Annotated in this window: 20 protein-coding genes and 1 pseudogene; all 21 read right to left on the bottom strand. The window is 32.4% G+C overall.

The features are described 5' to 3' along the window. Window positions 1-9: 9 nt before the first annotated feature. Window positions 10-798, bottom strand: coding sequence for a polysaccharide biosynthesis/export family protein (locus tag C3L50_RS12585; protein WP_103806715.1), 789 nt, complete (start codon window positions 796-798; stop codon window positions 10-12). 70 nt (window positions 799-868) lie between these two features. Then, window positions 869-1489 carry a recombination mediator RecR gene (recR, locus tag C3L50_RS12590; protein WP_103806539.1) on the bottom strand — a complete coding sequence of 207 codons (621 nt, stop codon included), beginning with the start codon at window positions 1487-1489 and terminating at the stop codon, window positions 869-871. Window positions 1490-1722: 233 nt separating this feature from the next. Next, on the bottom strand, window positions 1723-4116 hold the full coding sequence (locus C3L50_RS12595) for a GumC family protein (protein ID WP_103806540.1): 2394 nt from the start codon (window positions 4114-4116) through the stop codon (window positions 1723-1725). An 8-nt stretch (window positions 4117-4124) separates the two neighbouring features. Next, window positions 4125-4925: a polysaccharide biosynthesis/export family protein gene (locus C3L50_RS12600; protein WP_103806541.1), complete on the bottom strand. Its 801-nt coding sequence runs from the start codon at window positions 4923-4925 to the stop codon at window positions 4125-4127. A 319-nt stretch (window positions 4926-5244) separates the two neighbouring features. Beyond that, complete coding sequence (locus C3L50_RS12605) at window positions 5245-6666, bottom strand: undecaprenyl-phosphate glucose phosphotransferase (protein WP_103806542.1); 1422 nt, start codon at window positions 6664-6666, stop codon at window positions 5245-5247. A 346-nt stretch (window positions 6667-7012) separates the two neighbouring features. Then, entirely contained in the window at window positions 7013-7750 is a 738-nt protein-coding gene (locus C3L50_RS12610; RefSeq protein WP_103806543.1) for a WecB/TagA/CpsF family glycosyltransferase, read from the bottom strand. A 79-nt stretch (window positions 7751-7829) separates the two neighbouring features. Then, entirely contained in the window at window positions 7830-8987 is a 1158-nt protein-coding gene (locus C3L50_RS12615) for a glycosyltransferase (RefSeq protein ID WP_103806544.1), read from the bottom strand. A 167-nt stretch (window positions 8988-9154) separates the two neighbouring features. After that, window positions 9155-10294 (bottom strand): glycosyltransferase, encoded by a 1140-nt coding sequence (locus tag C3L50_RS12625; RefSeq protein WP_103806546.1) that lies wholly within the window; start codon window positions 10292-10294, stop codon window positions 9155-9157. Beyond that, complete coding sequence (locus C3L50_RS12630) at window positions 10273-10947, bottom strand: acyltransferase (RefSeq protein WP_103806547.1); 675 nt, start codon at window positions 10945-10947, stop codon at window positions 10273-10275. Before C3L50_RS12630 ends, C3L50_RS12625 begins: the two co-directional genes overlap by 22 nt. Beyond that, the gene (locus C3L50_RS12635; RefSeq protein ID WP_103806548.1) at window positions 10944-11810 is read right to left on the bottom strand and encodes a glycosyltransferase family 2 protein; all 867 of its coding nucleotides are present in this window, start codon (window positions 11808-11810) and stop codon (window positions 10944-10946) included. The genes C3L50_RS12630 and C3L50_RS12635 overlap by 4 nt, the downstream gene beginning before the upstream one ends. Next, window positions 11800-13101 (bottom strand): LTA synthase family protein, encoded by a 1302-nt coding sequence (locus tag C3L50_RS12640; RefSeq protein WP_103806549.1) that lies wholly within the window; start codon window positions 13099-13101, stop codon window positions 11800-11802. Before C3L50_RS12640 ends, C3L50_RS12635 begins: the two co-directional genes overlap by 11 nt. Before the next feature lie 82 nt (window positions 13102-13183). Beyond that, window positions 13184-14389 carry a glycosyltransferase family 4 protein gene (locus tag C3L50_RS12645; protein ID WP_103806550.1) on the bottom strand — a complete coding sequence of 402 codons (1206 nt, stop codon included), beginning with the start codon at window positions 14387-14389 and terminating at the stop codon, window positions 13184-13186. A 71-nt stretch (window positions 14390-14460) separates the two neighbouring features. Continuing rightward, a complete protein-coding gene (locus tag C3L50_RS12650) occupies window positions 14461-15027 on the bottom strand; it encodes a serine O-acetyltransferase (RefSeq protein WP_103806551.1) in 567 nt (188 codons plus the stop codon). A gap of 209 nt (window positions 15028-15236) precedes the next feature. Then, window positions 15237-16241 carry a hypothetical protein gene (locus C3L50_RS12655; RefSeq protein ID WP_243400380.1) on the bottom strand — a complete coding sequence of 335 codons (1005 nt, stop codon included), beginning with the start codon at window positions 16239-16241 and terminating at the stop codon, window positions 15237-15239. A gap of 64 nt (window positions 16242-16305) precedes the next feature. Beyond that, window positions 16306-17166, bottom strand: a complete 861-nt coding sequence (locus tag C3L50_RS12660; protein WP_103806552.1) for a hypothetical protein — start codon at window positions 17164-17166, stop codon at window positions 16306-16308. A gap of 37 nt (window positions 17167-17203) precedes the next feature. Continuing rightward, entirely contained in the window at window positions 17204-17725 is a 522-nt protein-coding gene (locus tag C3L50_RS12665; RefSeq protein WP_103806553.1) for an acyltransferase, read from the bottom strand. A 17-nt stretch (window positions 17726-17742) separates the two neighbouring features. Then, window positions 17743-19266: an MATE family efflux transporter gene (locus C3L50_RS12670; protein ID WP_103806554.1), complete on the bottom strand. Its 1524-nt coding sequence runs from the start codon at window positions 19264-19266 to the stop codon at window positions 17743-17745. Between the two features lie 227 nt (window positions 19267-19493). Then, a pseudogene (locus C3L50_RS16420) lies at window positions 19494-20021 on the bottom strand (ORF6N domain-containing protein). Between the two features lie 276 nt (window positions 20022-20297). Continuing rightward, a complete protein-coding gene (gene gmd, locus C3L50_RS12685) occupies window positions 20298-21389 on the bottom strand; it encodes a GDP-mannose 4,6-dehydratase (RefSeq protein WP_103806717.1) in 1092 nt (363 codons plus the stop codon). A 126-nt stretch (window positions 21390-21515) separates the two neighbouring features. Continuing rightward, complete coding sequence (locus C3L50_RS12695; protein ID WP_207764334.1) at window positions 21516-22466, bottom strand: GDP-L-fucose synthase family protein; 951 nt, start codon at window positions 22464-22466, stop codon at window positions 21516-21518. Window positions 22467-22961: 495 nt separating this feature from the next. After that, window positions 22962-23327, bottom strand: coding sequence for a CoA-binding protein (locus C3L50_RS12700; RefSeq protein ID WP_103806557.1), 366 nt, complete (start codon window positions 23325-23327; stop codon window positions 22962-22964). Between the last annotated feature and the right edge of the window lie 207 nt (window positions 23328-23534).

The following is a 23534-nucleotide window of genomic DNA, read 5'->3' on the forward strand; positions in this document are numbered from 1 at the left end:
TGCTTTTTATTATAATTTTAATAATACTAATGTAGTGGTAAATAAAGAAAGTACAGTAATAATGGTTGACATCGATTCTATCCCTGTTTTACCAGTTCCCCATGTTTTTTGTTTGAGTGGTTTTACATAAATAAAATCATTGGGTTGCAAATGATAATAAGGAGATTTCATTACATTTACATCGGTAAGATCAATATCATGCATCTCTGTTCCTGTGGGAGTTTGACGAATAATCGTAACTGCTTTTCGATCACCCGTTATAGTAATATCTCCTGAATTAGCAATAGCCTCCATAATGTTGACATGATCTTGAAATAGAAATTTAGTTCCCATACTTCCTACCTCGCCATTAATGGTATATTTGAATCCTGCCATACGCACGATCACAAATATGTTGGCTTCTTTTTTAAAATATTCGTCCAAAAGTTGTTTTTCAATTTTAAGCCTCAACTCTTCGACGGTAAATCCTATTGCATTAATTTCTCCTAAAACTGGAATTCGAATGTTTCCATGATCATCAACCGTATATCCAGAAAAATACAAAGAAGAGCCTACATTATCCGTTTCTCCTTTATTGGTAGGATTAAAAATGGTGACTAACTTGGGATCGTCTGCTTTGATGGTAATACTCAAAACATCATTCACCTGTAGTCTATAAGGTTTAGACATTACTTCGGAAATGGGCAGGTCTGTTGAACTTCCGTTTTTGTTTTGAAGATAGATAAGATCTTTAGTAGGAATACAAGAAGTAAAGAGAATACTAATTCCAAACAAGAGGTAGAATATGTTTTTGTTCATTTTTAAATATATAGGTAACAAATATAGTTTTTCATTTAATAATTTGAAAGTATCCTTTTCTATTAATATTTTAATTATTCTTAAATGACTTTTCAAAAGGCACACGATGCAAAATACTTCTTCCTAAAGTTACTTCATCGGCATATTCTAATTCATCTCCAACAGAAATCCCTCGGGCAATGGTAGAGCTAATCACTTCATAATCTTGTATTTGCTTATAAATATAAAAGTTAGTGGTATCTCCTTCTATAGTAGAACTTAAGGCAAAAATAATTTCGACAACCTCACCCGACTTAACTTTTTCGACCAGCGAACTAATATTCAATTGATTGGGACCAACACCGTCAATAGGAGAGATTTTACCTCCTAAAACGTGATAAATCCCTCTAAATTGTCCTGTGTTTTCAATAGCCATAACATCACGTATGTCTTCTACAACGCAAATAATTTGATGGTCTCTCTTTTCATTTGAACAAATAGCACAAAGATCTACATCCGAGATATTATGACAACTCACACAAAACCGCACTTCCTCTCGCATGCTTGTCAAAGCTTGCGACAAAAAACTGGTTTGTTCCTTAGGTTGTTTTAGCAAATGCAAAACCAATCGCAAGGCCGTACGCTTACCGATACCTGGCAACTGTGACATTTCATTAACGGCAGTCTCTAAAAGTTTTGATGAAAATTCCATAGTTGCAAAAGTACTGATTTGTTTGAGAAAAAGTAGAATCGGTTAGAAAAGGTTTAATGGTTTAAATGCTTAAAAAAAGTTGAATTGTTTCATTGTTTTTGGTCAGGTTGACCGCAATAGAAACCTTTTTACGGCACGCATTATCTCAACTTAAATTTATTTCAAATCAAATTCCAAACCAACAAAACGACCATGGATTAAACAAAAAAAAGAGGCTTTCGCCTCTCTTCTTCTTATTTCATAAAAATCCTTTTATACCAAGGCTTTTTCGCTACAACATTCCCATAACCGTAGCCATAGCCATAACCGCCATAACCATAGCCTTTGGTAACATCAGTATCATTAAGCAAGAAGGCCATATTGGGTAATTTCTTTTCTCTGTGCATACCATTTGGAACAACTAACATTCTTTTATCCAAATGATTTGCTCTAACTACATATACAAAAGTATCCGCATGTTTAGCAACTATCAACGTATCCGAAACTAAACTTACCGGAGCGGTATCTACCAATATATAATCATACTCTGTTTTCAATTGGCTAAACAATGCATCCAATTTTTTACTCATCAACATTTCTGTTGGATTTGGTGGAATACTTCCAGCCAACAACACATCAAAAGCTTCAAAATTATTCAATCGATTAATATAATCACCTATGGCAGCATTCTTAGTTGACAAATAATCTGTCAATCCTTTAAGACTAGGCAAACCTATATATTCATTGAGTTTTGGACTTCTGATATCCATTCCTATCAATAAAACTTTTTTTCCAGATAGGGCAAAAATACCCGCTAAATTAACCGAGATAAAAGTTTTCCCTTCTCCAGGAATAGTCGAAGTCATAAAGATGGTTTTAGCACTTCCATCAGGAACTTGATTCAACATAAAATCAAGATTCGTACGCACAATACGCAGAGCTTCGGCAGCACTGGTTCTACTAGTAGTGCTAATTATTTCATTTGGAGTATCTGAGCGAGGTACATCTCCCAAAAATGGAATGTTAAATTTATCAGTGATATCCAAACGATTTTTCACTTTCGTATCCAATAATTCTATAACATATAGAATCCCTAATGGAATTAACAACCCCAATAATAAGGCAGCCAAATAGATAATTCTTTTTTTAGGAGAAACAGGAACTTTAGCGGCTTTAGCGGCGTCAATCACTCTGGCATTGGGCTCTGTAGCTGCCAATGATATGGCGGTTTCTTCTCGTTTTTGTAATAAATACAAATACAATTCTTCTTTTACTTTTTGTTGGCGAGCAATCACTCTAAACTGACGCTCTTGTACTGGAATTGCACCTATTTTTCCATCAAGCAATCCTTCCTGACCCTTTAAATCTCTTTTTTGAATGTTAAGATTGGATTGCAATCGACCTAGGCTTTCGACAATATTCGATTTCAAAGAAGCTAATTGCTGATCCAATTTAATAACCGTTGGATTCGCCACAGTAGCTGATTTCAAGATTCGGTTGCGCTCTAATACCAATTCGTTATAAGAATCCATCAGTTTAGGAGCATCACCTTGGGCTGAAATCATATTGGTAGGCAATAAATCTGAATTCGTGCTCTTTTTTATAAAATCCAACATCGAAGCCACCATATTGAGTTGAATCTCAATTTCAACCCTTTTTTTATTGTACTCAGTCGAACCTTCTATAAAAAGTTTGGCTTCGGTTTCAATGTCTGTAAGTTTATTGTTAGTTTTAAAATGCTGCACATCTTGCTCAACACCATCCAACTCTTGAGTAATCAACAACAAACGATTGGCTACAAATTTAGAGGTGTTTTCCGAGATATAACTCTTATCAGCTGCCGCTTCTTCATTGTAGATTCTTATCAAATTATCTAGAAAAACTTCAGCCTTAGCAATTACAGGATCCACTACTGAAATCTCAACCACACTACTAGTTTTACTAATGGGATTTATATTCAAACGAGCCTGAAAACTTGCAACAACATTTTCAAGAGGAGTTACAATAATATTTATTGACCTTTCGGTATATCTGTTTAATGCTTTTTCTGTAATTCCTTTAGTAATAATTAAATCTCCGTTTTTAGTAGGAATAACTTCTCCATAGCGAAATTCTTTTTTAGAACTTAAGAGTTTCGAAGTCTCACCCTCAGTTTTGTTGGTCAATTCAAAACTATTGGCAGTCAATTTCACAAACTCAAATTGCATCAATTCAGTGTAGAAAGAGGGCTTTGTGTTCAAAAAATATACTCGAATAGGAGCCTCTTGATATAGTTCAGCATCAACAACATTCCCTTTTCTAGTCAAAGAAACGTTCAATTTCAGCTCCCTGACTGTTCTTTCAATCAAAGTACGAGATTTCAATATTTCGACTTCATTGTCCAAATTACTCTTCATGCCACCGCCCAATCCCATATCGGCAAAGGCAGACAATTCAGAAAGCATACCGCCTTTTTTATCATCTTTGACCAGTATAGTAGTGCTAGCCTGATATTGAGGAATGGTATATCTCAAATAAACATAAGCAACACTTAAACATAGTAAAGCCCCAAGCACAAACCAGTACCAATGAATCAGATATTTTTCTAATATAGCTCTTAAATGAATATCATCTTCTTGATATTCCTCGGACATAAAATGATCTTTCATAGAAAAATTTATTTGGTAGTAGTAACAATTAAAGTAATAACAGTAATCAATAAGGAAGTGATAGAAATAATTACCCCAGTATTGGCACCTACAGCAGCACCATTAATTCTCGTTTTATTGGGTTCAACATAAACCACATCATTTTGTGCCAAATAATAAAATGGGGAATTAATAAAATCAGCCTTAGTGATATCAACTCTAGTATAGCTTTTCACACCATTAACCTCTCTAATAACCAAAATATTGTCTCTTTTCCCGTAAATAGTCAAGTCTTTAGCCATACTAATGGCTTCTATTAAGGTCACTCGATCTGAATTTATAGAATAAGTACCTGGCACAGTTACCTCTCCTTGAACCGAAATCTTAAAATTAGTCAAACGAATATTGATAATTGGATTTTTGATGTAGCTAGAAATCTTGGTTTCCAACAATTTCATTAATTCCGATCGCGACAATCCTCCCACTTTCAATTTTCCTAAAACTGGAAAATCAATTGTACCACTGGCATCTACCAAATAAGACTGCATAGATTCCTCACCTCTGGCGTTCATCACATTGTTATTAGTTACTGAAGGAACGCTAATGGTACTCAAATTAAAAGGAATTGCTGTTTCAGGATCATCAGCCGAAACGATAATCATCAACAAATCATCGGGTTGAATCTTAATTTCATACGAATTTAATTGCTCTGACGATTTTAATGCATCAATATTTTGATAATAAACAAGCTCCTTTCGAGGTTTACACGAAAAAGCAAGTAGAACAAAAAGAAACAGAATTGTTTTTTTTAATAAAGAAATAATTTTCATCGAGATACTATTAGTTAGTAATGGATTCCATACTCCAAATAACAATCAAATACAAGGAGCAAATGGTTATAAAAAAAATCAGGAGTCTCCAAGAAACCTAATTGTAATAAATACTTTAAATATGAATTGACATTAAAACGCTTACCGCAAAGCAAATACTTTACATCAAACAAAAACTATAATTTTAAGTTGCAAATATAAGAATTATTGCTCAAAAAGAAAGGTTTAATTGTTTAACTTTTGAATCGTTTTTCGTCTACCGATATTCGTTTTTCGTCAATCGTACATCGTACATCGTACATCGATCAACGAACATTGATCAAAAAGCATTCTTCTCACCCTGGAAAATATTCATCACGGTCTTCCAAATAATTTTAATATCCAACAGAAAACTCCAGTTTTCTATATACCAGATATCGTGTTCAACCCTGCCTTCCATATCCGAAAGCTCTTTGGTTTCCCCTCGATAGCCGTTGACTTGTGCCCATCCAGTTATCCCAGGTTTTGCATAATGGCGCACCAAAAAATTATTGATTAATTCTGAATATTGTTCTGTATGCGACAACATATGAGGTCTTGGCCCTACTACTGACATATTTCCCAACAAGACATTGAAGAATTGAGGGAACTCATCCATACTGGTGCGTCTCAAAAAGGCACCTACTTTAGTAATTCGTGAATCGCCCTTAGTCGCTTGTACAGAATTGGCCTCATCATTCACATACATGGTCCTGAATTTAAAACAAGGAAACGATTGATTGTCTCTACCAGAACGATCTTGCACAAAAAATACAGGCCCTTTAGAATTTAATTTAATTAATATAATTAAGATTGGAAACAACCAAGAAAACACCAATACAATAACCAGTAACGAAAAGCAAAAATCAAAAACTTGTTTGATGATGCGGTTAAAATTAATTTCCAAAGGCTCTTTGCGCAACATCAAAACAGGGATATTGCCATTGCCATAAAAAACAACATGAACTCTATTGGTCTTGGTATATTGCTGAAAATCGGGAACGTATCGAATCCTGACCATATAGCGCTCGCAAAGCGAAGTCATCTGGTCGATGATTTCAATTTTGTCAATAGACAAAGCCACATACATCTCATCGACTGGATGGGAATCCAAATACTTTTCAACATCTGCAAACTGTCCCAAAACAGGTGCTTTCAACTCGGTTCCATCAGGTTCATCATCAAAAAAACCCAAAATCTTATACCCATAAGTAAGGTCTTTCGACAAAATTCTATTCATGCGCTCTCCTTTGGCATTAGCACCAACAATAAGCACTCTTCGGAAATTATACCCTTGTTTCCGAACGTATTTCAACATTTTCATGAATAGAATCCGAAAACCAACCAATAAAACAAAAAAAGTAAAATAAAAATAAATCATTCGACCACGAGAGACTTCATCATAATTCAAGGTCGCTATAAACAAAGCTATTATTGCTGTATGAATCATTAGCAATCGAATGGTTCTATAGAGTATCGATTCTATTCGTTCCGTTCGAACAATCCGAAACGAATCTTTATACAGCAAAAGCATAATCCAAAACACATTACACAATAAAGCCACAGCCTTATCGCCTTTTACAATAACTAAGTTATAATCTCCATATCGAAAGAAAAAAGAAAGAATTACAGCAACATTCAATAGCACTATGTCCCAAACTAGGAATCCAATCTTGTAATAACGCGAAAAATGATAATTAGAGAGAAATTTTAATATTGGCATAAAAAATTAAGATATATTACTAATAAACAAAGCGGTATGCGAATCAAAAACCAAAAAACTAAGTTTCTTTTTCTATCTAAATTTAAACAAAAATATTTTTTTAACAGTTGGGTGTAATTATTTAAAAACGTCAGTTCGAGTGTTTTTTGTGTAGAGAAACGGAACAAAAAATGTATCGAGAACCGTTTTTAATACTAATTTTTCTGCTCTCGATACGATTTTGTTCCCGAAGCGTCGGGAAAAAATCACTCGAACTGACGAAAAATTATCATCAAAAACTAATTACACCCAATGGTTTTTTTTTAATACAATTATGATAATTGCAACTCAAAATTTCTTCCCGCTATCACAACAGCATAGAAATTTTCTTTTTCAAAACGATTCCTACATACACGAAACCATAATACAAATAGCGTTTCCACATCCTTTTGGGTTCTTTGAGCAAACGAATAAACCATTCTAGTTTCAAATCTATCCAAAATGAACTAGGACGCTCAACGGTGCCGGCATAAAAATCGAAAACCGCACCAATAGAACAAATAATTTTAACATCCAAATACTCTTTATGAGAGTAAGCCCATTTTTCCTGTTTGGGAGCAGTCATCCCCACAAACAAAACATCGGGCTGAAAAGCATTAACAGCTTCTACTTTTTTAGACATTTTATCGTGTGGAAATTCAGGTCGATAGGGCGGAGAATAGGTCCCTACTCGTATATTAGGATATTCAATACTCACACGTTCCTTGATTTTCAACAAAGTACTTTCAGAAGAACCTAGATAAAAGCAACTTCCTCCTTTTTGATTGAGTTCCTTTAACAAATGAAGATGGATATCAGCTCCAGCTATTTTTTTAATTTTTTTATTATCTAACAATCGAATAGCCGCCACAACAGCCATTCCATCCGGCAATAAAACATCTGACCCTTGTAAGGCCGTTTTAAAGGCTGAATCCTTTTCGGCTATGCAAAAAGAATATTGGTTAATCGTATTGATTAGGGTTTTGTTATCAAAAGGCAAATCCTTTAAATGTCCGCTAAATACGGAATAGTCTAATAAAGGAACTGAGGGTAATGTTTTATTCATTCGTTACTATATGGGGCAAATTAATGTCATAAAAATATAAAATAAATTTAATTTTTATGATTAATAAAATTCGAACTAATTATTTTTTTAAAACTTTATTATAAATAACCTCAAAATAATCCATCTGCAATTCAGGAGAATAATGAGATTGGTAACTTTTAAAGGCATTTTGCCTCATTTGTTTTTTTTCGGTTTCAGAAAGAGAATTGAATTTAAGAACTACTTCTTTCAAATTTTTCTCATTTCCTGCTTCAAAATGATACCCATTGTAACCATCAATAATCAAAGATTGAGGAGCTCCAATTTTTGAAGCCAAAACAGGAGTTCCGATAGAAAAAGCTTCAATATTAACCAACCCAAAAGTTTCATAACATATTGAGGGGGAAATTAAAGCTTGACTTTTACACAATTCTAACTGAACTGCTTTATAATCTAAACTACCTAAATAACAGATATTACTAAATTCTTTTACTGCCTGAACAACACTATTTTTTAATGGACCATCTCCCGCAATTTTTAATACAAACGGCAATTCTTTGAAAGCATTTAATAATATTGCAATTCCTTTTTCTTCGGACAAACGACCTATGAATAAAAAATAATTTTCTTTTTCTATGCAAGATTCAGTTTCTACAGCAACACTAAAATTGGGTTTAACTGTAAATTGCCCTTTTGCCACACCAAAATTAGATTCTTGAAAAAGTTGCACTGCAAAAGGGGTCAAACACACATAGGAATCAATTTTCTTCCAAGTCCCTATTTTTTTATGTAACCAAACAACAAAAGCCAACCAAAAGGTTTGAATTGATGAAGTACGGTAAACTTTGTTGCAAACTGCTTTCCAAGGAAATGACTGTTTCAAACTATCTGTAAACAATTTGCCATTGTGTAATAAAATACCCGAAGGACACAACAGACGATAATTATGAACCGTATGTACTACCGGAATTCCTAAAGAGCTAATTACTCTAAAAACTAAAGGTCCTAAAGCAAAATGCCAATTGTGAATATGAACCACATCAGGCTTAAATTCTTGAATAGCAACTTTTACTTTATGGGCTGCTCTTCTATTCCAAATAGAAAACAGAAATTGCAAAGCCCCTTTCAAACCCCCTACATTTTGAAAAAACAAAACTTTTACTTCATGCCTTTCTTTTAGCAAAGCAATTTCCTGTTCGACTACGGTATCTTCTCCACCACGCAATTGATAATAGCTATGAATGATAAGAATTTTCATTTTTGAAGCTGTTTAAGAACAAGGAAAAAGTTAATCATAAATCGATTTTAAATGTCATTAAAATATATAAGTCTACTGGAAATATTGAAATTTATAAACGAATAAAATTTCAAGTCAAACGCAGTCTATACCCACTACTGGTCTCGATTACACTCGACTTACAGTCATTAAAATTGATTAATTAGAGTATTAAACATTGTATCAAATTCAATTGGCATTTTGCTTACCCTTAATTGCTCAATTTTATTTTCTAATACACTCGAATTATTCAAAGCTATCTCAAGTTTTTCAACCAAATCCATTTCATTAGTAGGGTCAAATAGCAAACCGTTTTCATTATTTATTAAGCTTGAAGCTCCTGCTAAAGAGGAACACAATACGAAACACCCCCCTATCAATGCTTCATTTACTACAGCTCCAAATCGTTCACTGGTACTTGGTAAAACAAAAATATTAGAAAAAGTGTACCAATTGTATAAAGATTCATTCTCCTGCTTACCAATAAAAATTACTTTATCTAGTAATGATAGTGATCTTGCTTGCTCTTCTAATTCAACCCTCAAAGGTCCATCTCCAACAATTATCAAACAAAAGTCATTTTGATTAATTTTAGAAACACAAGTCATCAAAAAATCTAAATTTTTCACTTCAACCAATCGTCCTACATACAAAATAATTTTTTTACCCAATAAATTATATCTCCCTATATTGTTATTAGCTAAATTAATGGACTGTTCTAAATTTTCTTTGTAAACCACTTCATTATGAATAATTGGTAAAATTAATATCTTAGGCTTTTTAGAAACATTCATTTTATACCAATTAGCCACTTCCTCATTCGTGAAAATAATTCCATCAATATATTTAGCAATAACTTTAGTTATATAAGAACGGATTCCTTTTCTTTCTTTTGAATTAGCTATACTATCATCACAAAGCGTATAAACTTTCGTTTTTTTTCTAAAAAAAGAAACATACAAAACAGTTAAACAAGTAATGGGACTGTATTCACTACATAAAATAACATCTGGATTCGTGGATTTTATTTTCCCAATACTATTAAACCGGAAAGAACGACCAAAAAACTCAAATCCTTTGTCTAAATAATTACATTGAAAGCTACATCTATTTCTTAAAGCCTTCTGATCAAAATCCTGCTCTATTGGATTAGGCAAACTAAAATAAAAAAAGGCATTAAAATACTTATCAATTGCATTAAAAAAGTCAACTCTGTAAGGAGCTAAAGCGGGATGAAATACTAATATATTTTTTTTTGCAGAATTGCTTAATGTCGATTTCTTGTCCATTCAATTGATGATTTAATTTTTTTTGCTGGTAATCCTACATAAATACTATTCGGATCATTTAGTGATCCAACAACTATTGATCCAGTACCGATAATTGAATTATCTGCTATTGTTGACCCCTTTAACACTTTCACATCAGCCGCTAACCAAACATGATTACCAATACTTACATTTTGCGCTATATTAATTCTATTTTGGGATTGAAGTTCAAAAATACCATGGCTATCTCCATTCCTAATTTCAATATCGTAAGAAAACATACAGTCTTTTCCAATGCTGATTTTCTTACCTTCTGTAGATGCAAAATGTCCTCCTTCAACGGTAGTATTGGCCCCAATATATACCGAACTATTATCATCTTCTAACCAAATTTCTAGATCAACAAGAATACAATGTTTATCTATATTCACTACACAATTATTACCCGAAATATGAATCAAACAATTCTTTAGACGGTTTTCTACATCAATAATAACCGTATTATTGACTCCTGAAATATTAATTTTTGTATTTTTTAAAAAAGAAGAGCTATACCTGATTTTATTATTTTTTCTTCCATTAATTAAAAAGAAGGAATTAATACTATATAACCAAGAAAGCCAAAACAAAAGCCTCGGTGATTTTTTTAAATACGTAATCAAAAGATTTTTCATTTTTTTAAATAAGAATAGCTATTTGGGAACAAAGTTTTAAGCCAAAGTTTCACAAAAGCCAAAAAATAATGTTTTGGAAAATGTCTTTTTATATAAAATAAATACTCATTATATCCTAAGCCTAATGGACTCTTAAGATAAGCTATTCGTTGTTTCAATGTTTTTGCTTTACTAATATTACCTCCATGATCATCTTCACAAAAACCACCTACACCAGGCGTTAAGTAAACTGGAAAATGGGCTTTAAATGCTCTTAGTGAATAATCATAATCAGCAATTCCATGAGTAAACTTTTGATCAAAAAAACCAATTTCATTCACAACATCTTGGGATACATACAATATATTTGCGTTTAATAAATGACAGGCTTGTGGATTATCCGTTGGCAATACTAATTCAAAATCGGGTTTATCTATCCCAGCGTTAAGTATATTCCCTCCATAAGAAATGGTTTTTGAAATTTTATCAATGGTTGAAACGGAATACATTCCTCCTTTATGGAAGTTATCCAAACAATACTGATGTGTCTCCAATATAAGAGAAAAAAAATGAGTTTGGAGAATCACATCATCGTTCAATAACAAATATGCTTCGTATTCACCAGTAACTACAGCTTCGTTAAAGGCAAGTTTCATTCCACCCGCCCAAAATAAATTACCGCTTCCTATAACAATTGTGACATTAGGAAACTGTTTTGCTACCAATTGTGCTGTACCATCAGTAGAACCATCATCTACTAAAAATATTTTAAAAGTATAATTTTGAGGCAAAGTAGCTTCATAAAAACTCGATAAACATTCTAAGGTTTTGTCCTTACGATTGTGACAAGTAAGCAAAACTGCTATTGAATTACTATTTTCCATTCAAACTTGTAGTATTAGATGGAATTTTATAGGAAATAAATGAGTGTTTTTTATTATTCCTTTTAAATATACCATTCATCCAAATTTTAAAATCTTGATCCGACATTTTTCTAAATTGCTTAGAATAACAAATCCCTACTACAATCCATATAAATAAATTCATAATATCAAATCGATTAAAATCTTCAATCCAAGAAGTTAGCCATCGAAAGGAAACATAAATCCCCAATATTTTCAAGAAATAACTATTTGAATAAACTATTGCAAGCCTAGCAGCTTTAAAAAAAATAAAAAAATACAGTATTACTCCAACAATACCAGTCCAAGTAAATACATTTAGAATACCCACTTCATTGTCATATCGCTCATATCTAAAAGTCCGAAGTTCTTCAGCTGCACCGGCTCCGAAAGAAGCAGAGTCATTACCACGAGCAAGAGTTCGACCAAATAAAACATAATCGTTTTTTATTGCCGATAAAATAACCTCTTGAAATAAAAAAGTACGACTATCCCCCAATAAATCTTCCTCCATACCTTGTGAATTTACACGTACAGTGTTGGATTTAGTTGAAATATACTCATCCATTTTAAAAATATTAAATATTCCAGTAGCAGCTAAAAAAAGAAGTACAAAGGGTAAAATAAAAACAAATAATTGAATTTTAGCAAGCAGTTTAGGCACTAACATTTTTCTAAAATAAAACAAAAAAGAAAAAAGTATGGGTACACTAAATTTAATAACATTTGTTCTAGCTTCTACACTTGCTATAATAACAAATAAAGAAACACTTACTATAATTAGCTTCCATTTTGAATTTATTATTGGCAAAAAAAGGGCCAAAAAACTAATTGGTATCAAATAAAACCCATATGCATCTATATCTACAACTAGGATAAATAAAATAAATAATGGAAAAGCGATTTGCAACCATTTTCTAAAAACAAGTTGCACTAAAATTGGATTTGTAAATGTATAAACCGAATATACCATGAGCAATGCAAATCCTCCATTAATTAAATTTTTAAAATCCCAATAAAATTCTGCCACAAAAACACCTCTAATGAAACAAATAATTACCCAAAATAAATATATTTTTAAAGCCCACAGATTATCCTTATTCGATTTATCATACCAATATTTATTTTGAAATAAAAAAGTTAGCATTATTGTCAAAAACAAAGTCCAATCTGTGAATGTATTTCCAATAGGAAAAGAAGACCACTGCGTTATTGAAGTCATGGTCAAAAAGACAAACAAAAAAGGTAAAATATTCTTTTTTAATGAATTCATTAAATGTTATTTTTATTCAAATCTTGGATTTATCGAAAACATATTAAATCCTCCAATTGTATATTTTCAAGTTATTTTATTATCAACATTGTAAAATTAGGTTATAATAATCCTGGTATTGTTCAACTACTTTTTTTGCAGAAAAACGATTTACCGTGTTTTTATATCCATTTATAACCACTTCAGAATATAGTGAAGAATCCGCCAATAATTGTAAAGCTTTGTTGCTAATTTCTTGGTAATTTTTCACATTTACCAAGAGTAACTCATTATCAATTACCCAAGGAACAGCTCCTGAAGTAGCTCCGCCAATAACAGGAACACCATTAGCCATTGCTTCAATCAAAACCACCCCAAAAGACTCTTCTAAAGCTGGATGTAACAACAAATGAGAATCTTTAAGAAAATTCAGCAATACATCATTAGGAACTACACCATGAAAAAAAACATTCTTTATATTTATTTTTTGGGCATCATCAAATGCCAATCCAGTTGGCTCTGAACCAAACCCAAAAAGATGTAATTCTGCATTTGGAATTACTTCAACTATTTTCTTAAAAGCCTGCAAACCATTTATCCCATTTTTACGCATATCCCATCCATTATTTATCATAATAAGCCTCGGATTTGAAATGGTAGCAATTTTCACTTGTAAAGCCTTTTCTATATCAGAAAAATCCATGTGAATTACTACAGGATTAGGTATTATTTTCACCCGCTCACAACTGCTTTTAACATAAGATAACATATAGGGAGAAACAGTTGAGGCGTACTTAATTCTTTTTAAATTAATTTGAGCCATTAGCAATCTCCCCAAACCAAATAAAAAACTAAAGCATTTACGAACTTTAAAAGCATTGTCGTGAACTGTTACCAGATAAGGAAAACCTGCTTTTATAGCTGCCGCTGCAAACTCATAAGACCAATGTGCATGTACAAAATCAGGTTTTATTAATTGAATTTGCTTGGTTAATTGTTTTATTTCATAAGCATATAAATCAACTATCCGGCCAATTTTATTCCCATTCACTCGCATTGATCTCGGTCTAGATGGAACAACAATCCATGTGAAATCACCATTTGTAAACTTCTTAGTGCTGTAATCATTACCTATTGCTACTGAGGTAGTAATAGCAGTTACTTTATGGTTATTACTCAGCAACTCTGATATAATTGTACCTATAAAAGGAGCACCTGAAAAACCATAGGGTAAATCCTTCTCTTTATAATTTGACAAAAATTTTGCAATAAAAGATTTATCCGATGGTGAAACAATAACAATATGCATTTTTATTAAATTTATTTCACTATATATAACTTCGTTAGCAGTTTTAAGGTCTATCTATTCCCTCTTTCAATTTAAAATAATTTAACCCCTTTTTCCATCGCTGGTACTCCAACTAAAACGGTGTTAATTACGTTACAACTTTTATTCACAACTGCATTAGCACCAATTGTACAACCATTAGCAATAAAAATACCTCCAAAGAGTTTTGCTCCGGGGCCAATATAAACATTATCACCAATTTGTGGAACAAGTTCAGGTGAACCCGGATTTGCTCCTATATTTACACAAGCATTAATAGTGCAATTTGCTCCAATGACACAACCTCCATTAACAACAATAGTACCTCTATGAGCTATTCTTAACCCTGGTCCAAAACAGTTTGGATTAATTGTAAAACCTAATTTACAAGACAACCTTTTAAATCTAGTAGCAGCAATAAATTTCCTCACTTTCCAAAAAAAAGAACTATTCTTTGAATTATATAAATATTCACATTTTCGAAGAGCTCTTTGAAATTTATATATTTCAAAATCAATTTCAAAAGGATTTAAGAACATTAAGAAAGTATTTTTTGTAATCCCTAAAGCTTTTCTATCTTCCTGCAAGTAATAGTTGTATTTTTCTATTGAGTCTATCATAACTAATTTGTTATTTTATTAAAAGTTACCATTAGTATTAACTAAAATAAAACCGTCAAAATATGCTTTTCAAATTCAAAAATCGATTGAATAAATTTAATACCATTTGACAATAAAGCAGGCTAATAAAAATTGATCTTTTATAGATATTAATAAATTGGAAGAAATCATTCGCAAAATATTATAAAATACAATTAAATTAATTTACTTTACCAATAACAAGCCCCTTCAATAGCATTGGCATTTTTAGGCCTACTTTTATCTCCAGGATAAATCCAGTGCTCATTGAATAATGCTGGATATTTACCCTTCTCCCCTAATTCATCTTTACCAAACAACTCATTTTCCCATCTTTTACCTTTTATTCCGAATAATAATTGTAGCGCACCTCCATAATGAAATCCCTTTTTGCCGCTTCGTTTTACATGTGCAGCCAAATGAAAACCATAAGCCCCACAACCAATTAAACAAATATCATAATCTACTTTATCTATTTCAGCTTTCATATAGTCTAAAGCCTCAAACCAATCTTTAAAACCTACCTTCTCTCCGGCCAAACTCTGCACAGATTTAATTGTGGTCAATTCAAATTGAGGCAAAATATTTTTCTTAAAAAGAAGGCCTCGTTTAAGATATTGCTGCTCAATATCCTCCGCAAATGGATGAACGACCAATACTTTTTTACCTTCTAAAACCCTTGACCAATGATTTTCAGCCCAATAAGGCTCTAACAATAAGAGGTTTATTTTATGGGCATTTTTTAGCTCTTTTTCTAATAATTTTTCTTCAGGTCGCCATGATCCCAAAATATCAACCGCTGGAATGTCCTGTAACATCAACTCACAAAATTGTTCTATTTTTTCAACCGTAGGCGGAAAAAATCCAGAATGAGTACTCATTTGACTAATTACTTTTGGATTCCACCACCAAGCTGTGGCATTTCCTTTTATGTAATCAAAATATTTTCCTTTATCGTTTACAATGCCTAAATAGTTAGTCAAACAGTTTAACTCTGTACTTCCAAAACGAGCAATCATACAGGGCTCATCAGCATTTAAAGCATTATAAATAAGCTTTGACGCTTCATCAGGGTCTATCACACATATTGGATTTTCCAAAACAGTCCCAAAAGATTTAGCATAGAGTTTTCTCAAAACCTTTAGAGAAAAATAAAAAATATTATTCATCACGTCTTTATTCAAATTTGTATTCATTTTTATACCAGATAATGAATCAAAATTTAATTCCTTTCAATAGTATAAATTTTATGCTTAAAAATTATTTCTTATTCAAACTAGATTTTATTTGATAAATATCTGTTAGATGGCGAATCCAAATTGGAAATTTATTTAATCTATATTTAATCCTATTTTTTAATGGTTTGGGTGGTTTATCCTTTACAAATCCTCTTTTGGTATAATCAACTTCTAAATTGTGTTTTTCAAATAAGGGCACTACTTCTTCAAACCATCTTCCTTGCATAATCCCTGTAAAAACATAAGGTATAATTTCAAAAACATTTAATTGAACCCAACTTTTATCTACTACATAGAAATTATGATTTAAAACTGCAGCCCTTTTAGATCCAAATTCTTCAAATTGCCAAGCATTTTCATAAATACGTAAATAGGATTGTAAAGTTTCTTTTTTCCATAAAGCAGCCTGACAACTAATTTGATATTTCTGGTTGTTTTGTACAGTATATAAACCCTCGTAATCTATAGATTTATTATTAGGTATTACAGCTTGGTCTGTCAAATGAATACAGTCGATATCATTATTTTCAACCATCATTTGAACGTATTTTTCTATGAGATCATTTTTAACAAAATCTTTTAGAAAATAATCCTCTTGCATATACAATACAACATCTGTATCAATAGCTTCCAAAGTCCAACTCAAACATTGGCTCCAAGTGGCACGAACAGAATGTGGTACTTTATTTACTTCACAGACTTTAGTACACACAATGTCAAGACCTGGATAACTGAAGTCTTTGTATTCGGTATTTAAATATATTTTACCATTAAAATCAGGCCAATAAATAGTAAACAGTTTAAAAAAAGGAATCCAGCAATCTTCAAAATTGTCGCAGGTATTTACTAGAATGGAGCTTTTATTTTTAATATTAATTGACATATATTTAATTGCATAATTTAAGTTGTAAATATTGACATTATTTCTTAAATGAAATCTCTCTAATAACTTTGCAAGGATTTCCTGCTGCAAACACACCAGAGGGAATACTTTTTGAAACAACACTTCCAGCACCAATAACAGTATTATCTCCGATTACAACCCCAGGTAATATTGTAACATTTGTTGTAATCCAAACATTATTCCCTATAATAATTGGTTGAGCTATGACAGTAGAAAAATCATTTAAATCGTGGGTTGAAGTAACAATCATATTTCTAAATGAAAATGAACAATTATCGCCTATAATTACTGGCGCATATGCTAATATATATGTGTCAGCTAAACCAACATTATTCCCTACTTGTAAAATCGGTGCTGAACAATAAAAACCTTCGTTGAAGGTTGTTGTTAAGGGTAAATTAAATAATTTACAAACTAATTGTTTTATAAAACCAAAATTACGTAGCAATGGGACTTTATTAAGTTTCAATACAAGCCTCTCGATTTTTGAATTTGAGGGTCGCTTTAATCCGCCAATTTTGTATACAATTTTTTCCATAAATTACAATTAAAATTTTATTGTCTTGAAAAAATCTTTTTCATAAATGGCTTAACAATCATTCTCTCCTCTATATTAAAACCAATAAACCAAAATACAATCAAAAAGGAGATTGAACTTATTGAAATCACAAATAATAATCTAAGACTTTGATTGAGATTAAAAAGGAAAGGTACTAAAGATAAAATCAAAATTAACACGAACGAAACCAAACAAGGCATAACGACATTCTTCAAATAGATTGGGATTGATAATTCACAGTCAGATTTTGCGAAGGAAAGTACAAGAATTCCTCCAATTAAAGAATAAATTATAAAGACTATATACAAGTAATAAACAGGAAAATGAAATGAAAATAAAACATAGGATATTAGTAATGGAAAAAAATTCAATACTGAATTATAAATTTGAAATTTTCTAATATTTCCAACGGCTGCAATTGCACTAGTTAATGTTACAAATAATTGATCAATTAAATTACGAATCAAACCTAATCTACAAAATAATACAGCATAGTCAGGAACATTTTTTAGCCATAAACTAAAAATATAAGGCATTTCAATAAGAACAGGTATATAAAAAAAAATTAAAAGAAAAAAAGAAATCTTACTTCCTGACATCGTTGCTTTCAGCATTAGTAACCTATTACCAGCACCTTCACTTTTATCAATGATGGGGTTCAAAGCTTTAAGCATTGTATTAGCAAAAGCACCCAATTGTCCGCTCACTTGTATAGCTATTCCTTGTGCAGCATTAACAATAGAACCATAGAATATATTAATAACAATTATCTGTCCATAATTAGCCAGCATACTACTTGCCGTTCCCAACAAAGACCAACCTGCAAAACTACTAATCTCTTTCATCAGACTTTTTTCGTAATATTTACGAAAATTCAACTCACATTCCTGATAATTACGATGGCAATAAATCCGTCGCAAAATCAATAAAAAAATAGCCAAAGCTGCCGTCAAAAAACCATAAGCAACCAAATGATCAAAGGCACTGTAAGCGAGATATAAGGCAATGCCTAATTTTAGTAAAGCTTCTACAATGCCTAAAATAGCATAGAATAGCATATTCTCGTGCGAAGTAATCACTGCTTCATAAGGCACCGACAAAACAGTAAAAAAAGTGCTAACTACCATAAAATGGTAAATAATTTTAGCCACTTCAACCCTTTCAGGAGCGATATTCAATATTCCATTAAAAAAAAAGTAACCCGCAATTTCCAAAATCAAGACCATCAGCACCGCAATTCCTGCGTGCAAAATAGTACTCATATTAAAGATACGTTTTACTTTCTCTAAGTCGCCCTCGCCTTGGGCATAGGACATAAACCGCTGGGTTGCCACTGCCATCGAACTGTTTAAAAAACCAAGCATGGCCACTACACCACCCACCACATTAAACAAACCAAAATCAGCTACACCTAAAGCAGCCAAAACCAATCTTGTAGCATACAGCGATATAAAAACGGTAATCGCCATCCGAGCATAAAGAATTCCAGTATTTTTAGCTACACGATGAGCTGCTTGCATTTATGTTTTGTTTTTTGGGGTTAATTCTTTAAGGTCAATTGATTCATTGGTGACCTGTTTTCTAACCGATAACCATTTCTTTTATTAATATCTTTTAGCAATCTCTAGATCACTTGCCACCATTTCCTTAACCAATCCGGCAAGGTCATATTGTGGTTTCTAACCTAACTTTTTAGATTTAGCAGGATTATCAATAAATCTATCTCCTTAGAAAAGGATAATTGGATTTACTTATATCCTAACTTTTTTCTGTTTTCCCAATTTTTTCGTTCTTCTTTTTCATCCATAAGTTCTTCGAGAGCATTGTAAATATCAATTATTTGTGTATCCTGCTCTCCTAAACGAATCTCCAATTCTTTTTTTAAATCTTGAAATTGTTGCGACAAATAATGCTGTTGTGTCATCACTTTGCGTATTTCAACAAAAGCTCGCATAATAGCAATATTTGCCAAAACTGCTTTTTCAGAACGCAAAACAGAACTTAACATTACTACACCTTGCTCAGTAAATGCGAAAGGCAAATAAACCTTTCCGCGATTTTTATTGGAACTGGTCACAATTTGTGACGAGTACTCTTCCCATTCGCTCAAGGTAATTTAAAACATAAAATCACTTGGAAACCGAATTGCATTTCGCTTAACAGCTTGGTTTAAAACTTTTGCTTCAACACCATATAATAATGCTAAATCAAAATCTAGAAGGACTTTTGTTCCTCGAATTTCAAAAATTTTAGATTGTAGCAAACTGATTTCCATCGGTTTTTTTATTGTATTAATAGGTGAATTGGTATTGGGTTAACTGGTAATTATTTATTAGATTAACCCGTTGGGTGTAATTAATTTTTAATACTAATTTTCGTCAGTTCGAGTGCTTTTCGATAGAAAAGTGTATCGAGAACAAAAAAATTAGGATTAAAAATGGTTCTCGATACATTTTTTGTTCCGTTTTACTCCACAAAAAACACTCGAACTGAAGATTTTAATAATTACACCCAACGGGTTAGATTAAACAATTAAACCTTTTCTAAACGATTAACCTCTTTTAGCAATCTCTAGATCACTTGCCACCATTTCCTTAACCAATCCTGCAAGGTCATATTGTGGTTTCCAACCCAATTTTTTAGATTTAGCAGGATCACCAATCAACAAATCTACTTCGGTAGGGCGGTAATATTGAGGATCTACTCTTACTACAACTGTACCAATTGGCAATTGATATTCAGGATTGTTGCAAGCTACTATTTTAGCTACTTCACTTTCTTGTTCGCCTTCAAAGGCCAATTCCATACCTACTTCAGCAAAAGAATAACGTACAAAATCACGAATATAAGTAGTAACTCCAGTGGCAATTACATAGTCTTCGGCTACATCTTGTTGCAAGATTCTCCACATCGCCTCTACATAATCTTTGGCGTGTCCCCAGTCTCTTTGTGAGTTCAAGTTCCCTAAATACAAACAATCTTGTTTGCCTAAGGCAATAGCTGCTGTAGCCATAGTAATTTTACGAGTTACAAAAGTTTCCCCTCTTCTTGGCGATTCGTGGTTGAATAAAATTCCGTTACAAGCATAGATATCATAAGCTTCGCGGTAGTTTTTCGTAATCCAAAAACCATATATCTTAGCAACACCATAAGGAGAACGGGGATAGAATGGCGAGTTTTCATCATAAAATCCTGCTGCATTTTTATTTTCAGCCAAACCGCCATACAATTCTGAAGTTGAGGCTTGATAGATTCTAGTTTTCTTCTCAAGACCCAAAATTCTCACGGCCTCCAATATTCTCAAAGTACCGATTCCATCAACATTGGCCACATATTCAGGAGAATCAAAAGAAACTTTTACATGGGACATTGCTCCAAGGTTATAGATTTCATCGGGTTGTACTTCCTGAATGATTCGAATAATATTAGTCGAATCGGTCAAATCACCATAATGCAATTTAAAATTCACATGATTCTCATGTTGATCCTGATAGATATGATCAATTCGTTGGGTATTAAAAGAAGAAGCACGTCTTTTTACTCCGTGAACATGATATCCTTTTTCTAATAATAATTCTGCAAGATAAGATCCATCTTGTCCTGTAATTCCTGTTATTAGTGCTACTTTTTGTTTTGTATCCATTGTCGTTGTTCGTTTTTCGTTGTTCGTTGTTCGTTGTTCGTTATTCGTTGTTCGTTGTTCGTTGTTCGTTGTTCGTTGTTTGAAACTAGAAAAACGGTCAACGATCATCGAAAAAAGATTATAGTTTTACATTTTCACTTGCTTAAAATCATTCACATGCTCCAAAAACCAATCATAAGTCAATTGAATTCCCTCTTCTAAATCTATCTTATGTTTCCAACCCAAATCATGCATTTTAGAAATATCCATTAATTTTCGTGGCGTTCCATCAGGCTTGCTGGAATCCCAGATGATTTCACCTTGATGCCCAGTAATTTTCTGAATGGTTTCTGCTAATTCTTTGATGGTCAAATCAACTCCTGTTCCTATATTATATAAATAATCTGGCAAAGTATTTTCTAACGCAAAAACGACTGCTTGAGCCATATCATCTACAAATAAAAATTCGCGCAAAGGAGTTCCGCTTCCCCATAGTGTTACAGGAGCATGATTATTCTCTTTGGCTTCGTGAAATTTCCGCATCATTGCAGGAAGTACATGAGAAGTATTCAAATCAAAATTATCATAGGTGCCATACAAATTGGTAGGCATTAAACTAACGTAATCCTTTCCAAATTGCTTGCGAATAGCTTGACAGGCTTTTACACCCGTAATTTTAGCAATAGCATACCATTCGTTAGTGGGTTCTAAATCGCTAGTTAGCAAATAGTCTTCCTTCAATGGCTGTGGAGCCAGTCGAGGGTAAATACAAGAACTCCCTAAGAAAATAAATTTTTCAATCCCCGATTGCAAAGCCGAATCTATCAAATTGTTCTGGATTTGCATGTTCTCCATAATAAACTGATAAGGATAATTATTGTTGGCCAAAATCCCTCCTACTTTTGCAGCAGCATCAATAACCACATCTGGTTTTTCTTTCGAAATAAAATCCCGAACTGCATCTTGATTTCGCAAATCTAGGTTGGCACTTGAAGCCCCAATCAAATTGGTATATCCTTTTGCAGTAAGCGTTCTCCAAATCGCAGAGCCCACCATACCTCGATGTCCAGCAATATAAATTTTAGTGTCTTTTTTCATAATACAATTCTAATTGAAAAACATTTATTTCTAAAAACCAAAACAACTAATCATAAGATTTTATAAAGTAGGATTACACTTTTTCTTTTCTTGATTCCATGGCTTCGCCGTTCTAACTCCCAAAAGAGAATTAGTCAAGGTAAAATAATTGACGACAAATATACAACAAAAGCAAGTTCCTATTTTTTTTCAACTCCCTACTTTTGAAATAAACAAATAAACAAAAAAAACAAAAAACCACTATAAATCAATCGATTAAGCTAAGAAAACTCTTCGTCTCAAAACAAAAAAACCGTTTATAGGTAAATTTAATCGATAAAAAACAAATATAATATTAATTCTGTATTTATAATTTGACTAAATATGGAATTTTAGAGTTAGTTGTTGCAGTACCTAATCATTTAAAAAAGACGTTAGATACAACTGCCTTAAAGAGCTGTACACTAACGTCATTGTAAAAACAATTTGAGGCATCAACAACTGCTACATACCTCATTAATATTGATTGGTAGTCAACAATACCAAAGTACAAGCCACTTCGGCCTTAATACCATTCAGTTCCAATAATTGATAGAACTCTGGATTCTCGGTCCCAGGATTGAAAATAACACGCTTGGGTTTAGATTCAACAATGTAATTGTAATAATCACGTTGACGAATTGGGTTGAGATACAAGCTGATGGTATCTATATTTTTTAAGGGAATAGCTTTAGTCTGGATTTTTATTCCTGCAACTTCACCAGCATTTTGACCAATGGCTAATACGGAATGTCCTTTTTGTACTAATAAAGTAATGGCTTTAAAGGAATATTTTTCTGGTTTGGCACTAGCACCGAGAACCAATGTTTTTTTATTTTTCATTTCTATACTTATAATACTGCAAAAGTAGGCAAAAAAGAGTCAAGAAATAGGCTTTTCAGCAAGCTAATAGGGCAATCACTTTTTACTTTTAAATTATTTCCCTTTACAATTAAATAGTATCTCAACCACAAATTACGCAAATTTTCGCAAATCTGAGTTAGCCCAACGCTAATTTACCTATTAATCAAAACGAAACAGATGTCTTAA

The organism is Flavobacterium alvei, from assembly GCF_002920895.1.
GTDB classification, from domain to species: Bacteria; Bacteroidota; Bacteroidia; order Flavobacteriales; family Flavobacteriaceae; genus Flavobacterium; species Flavobacterium alvei.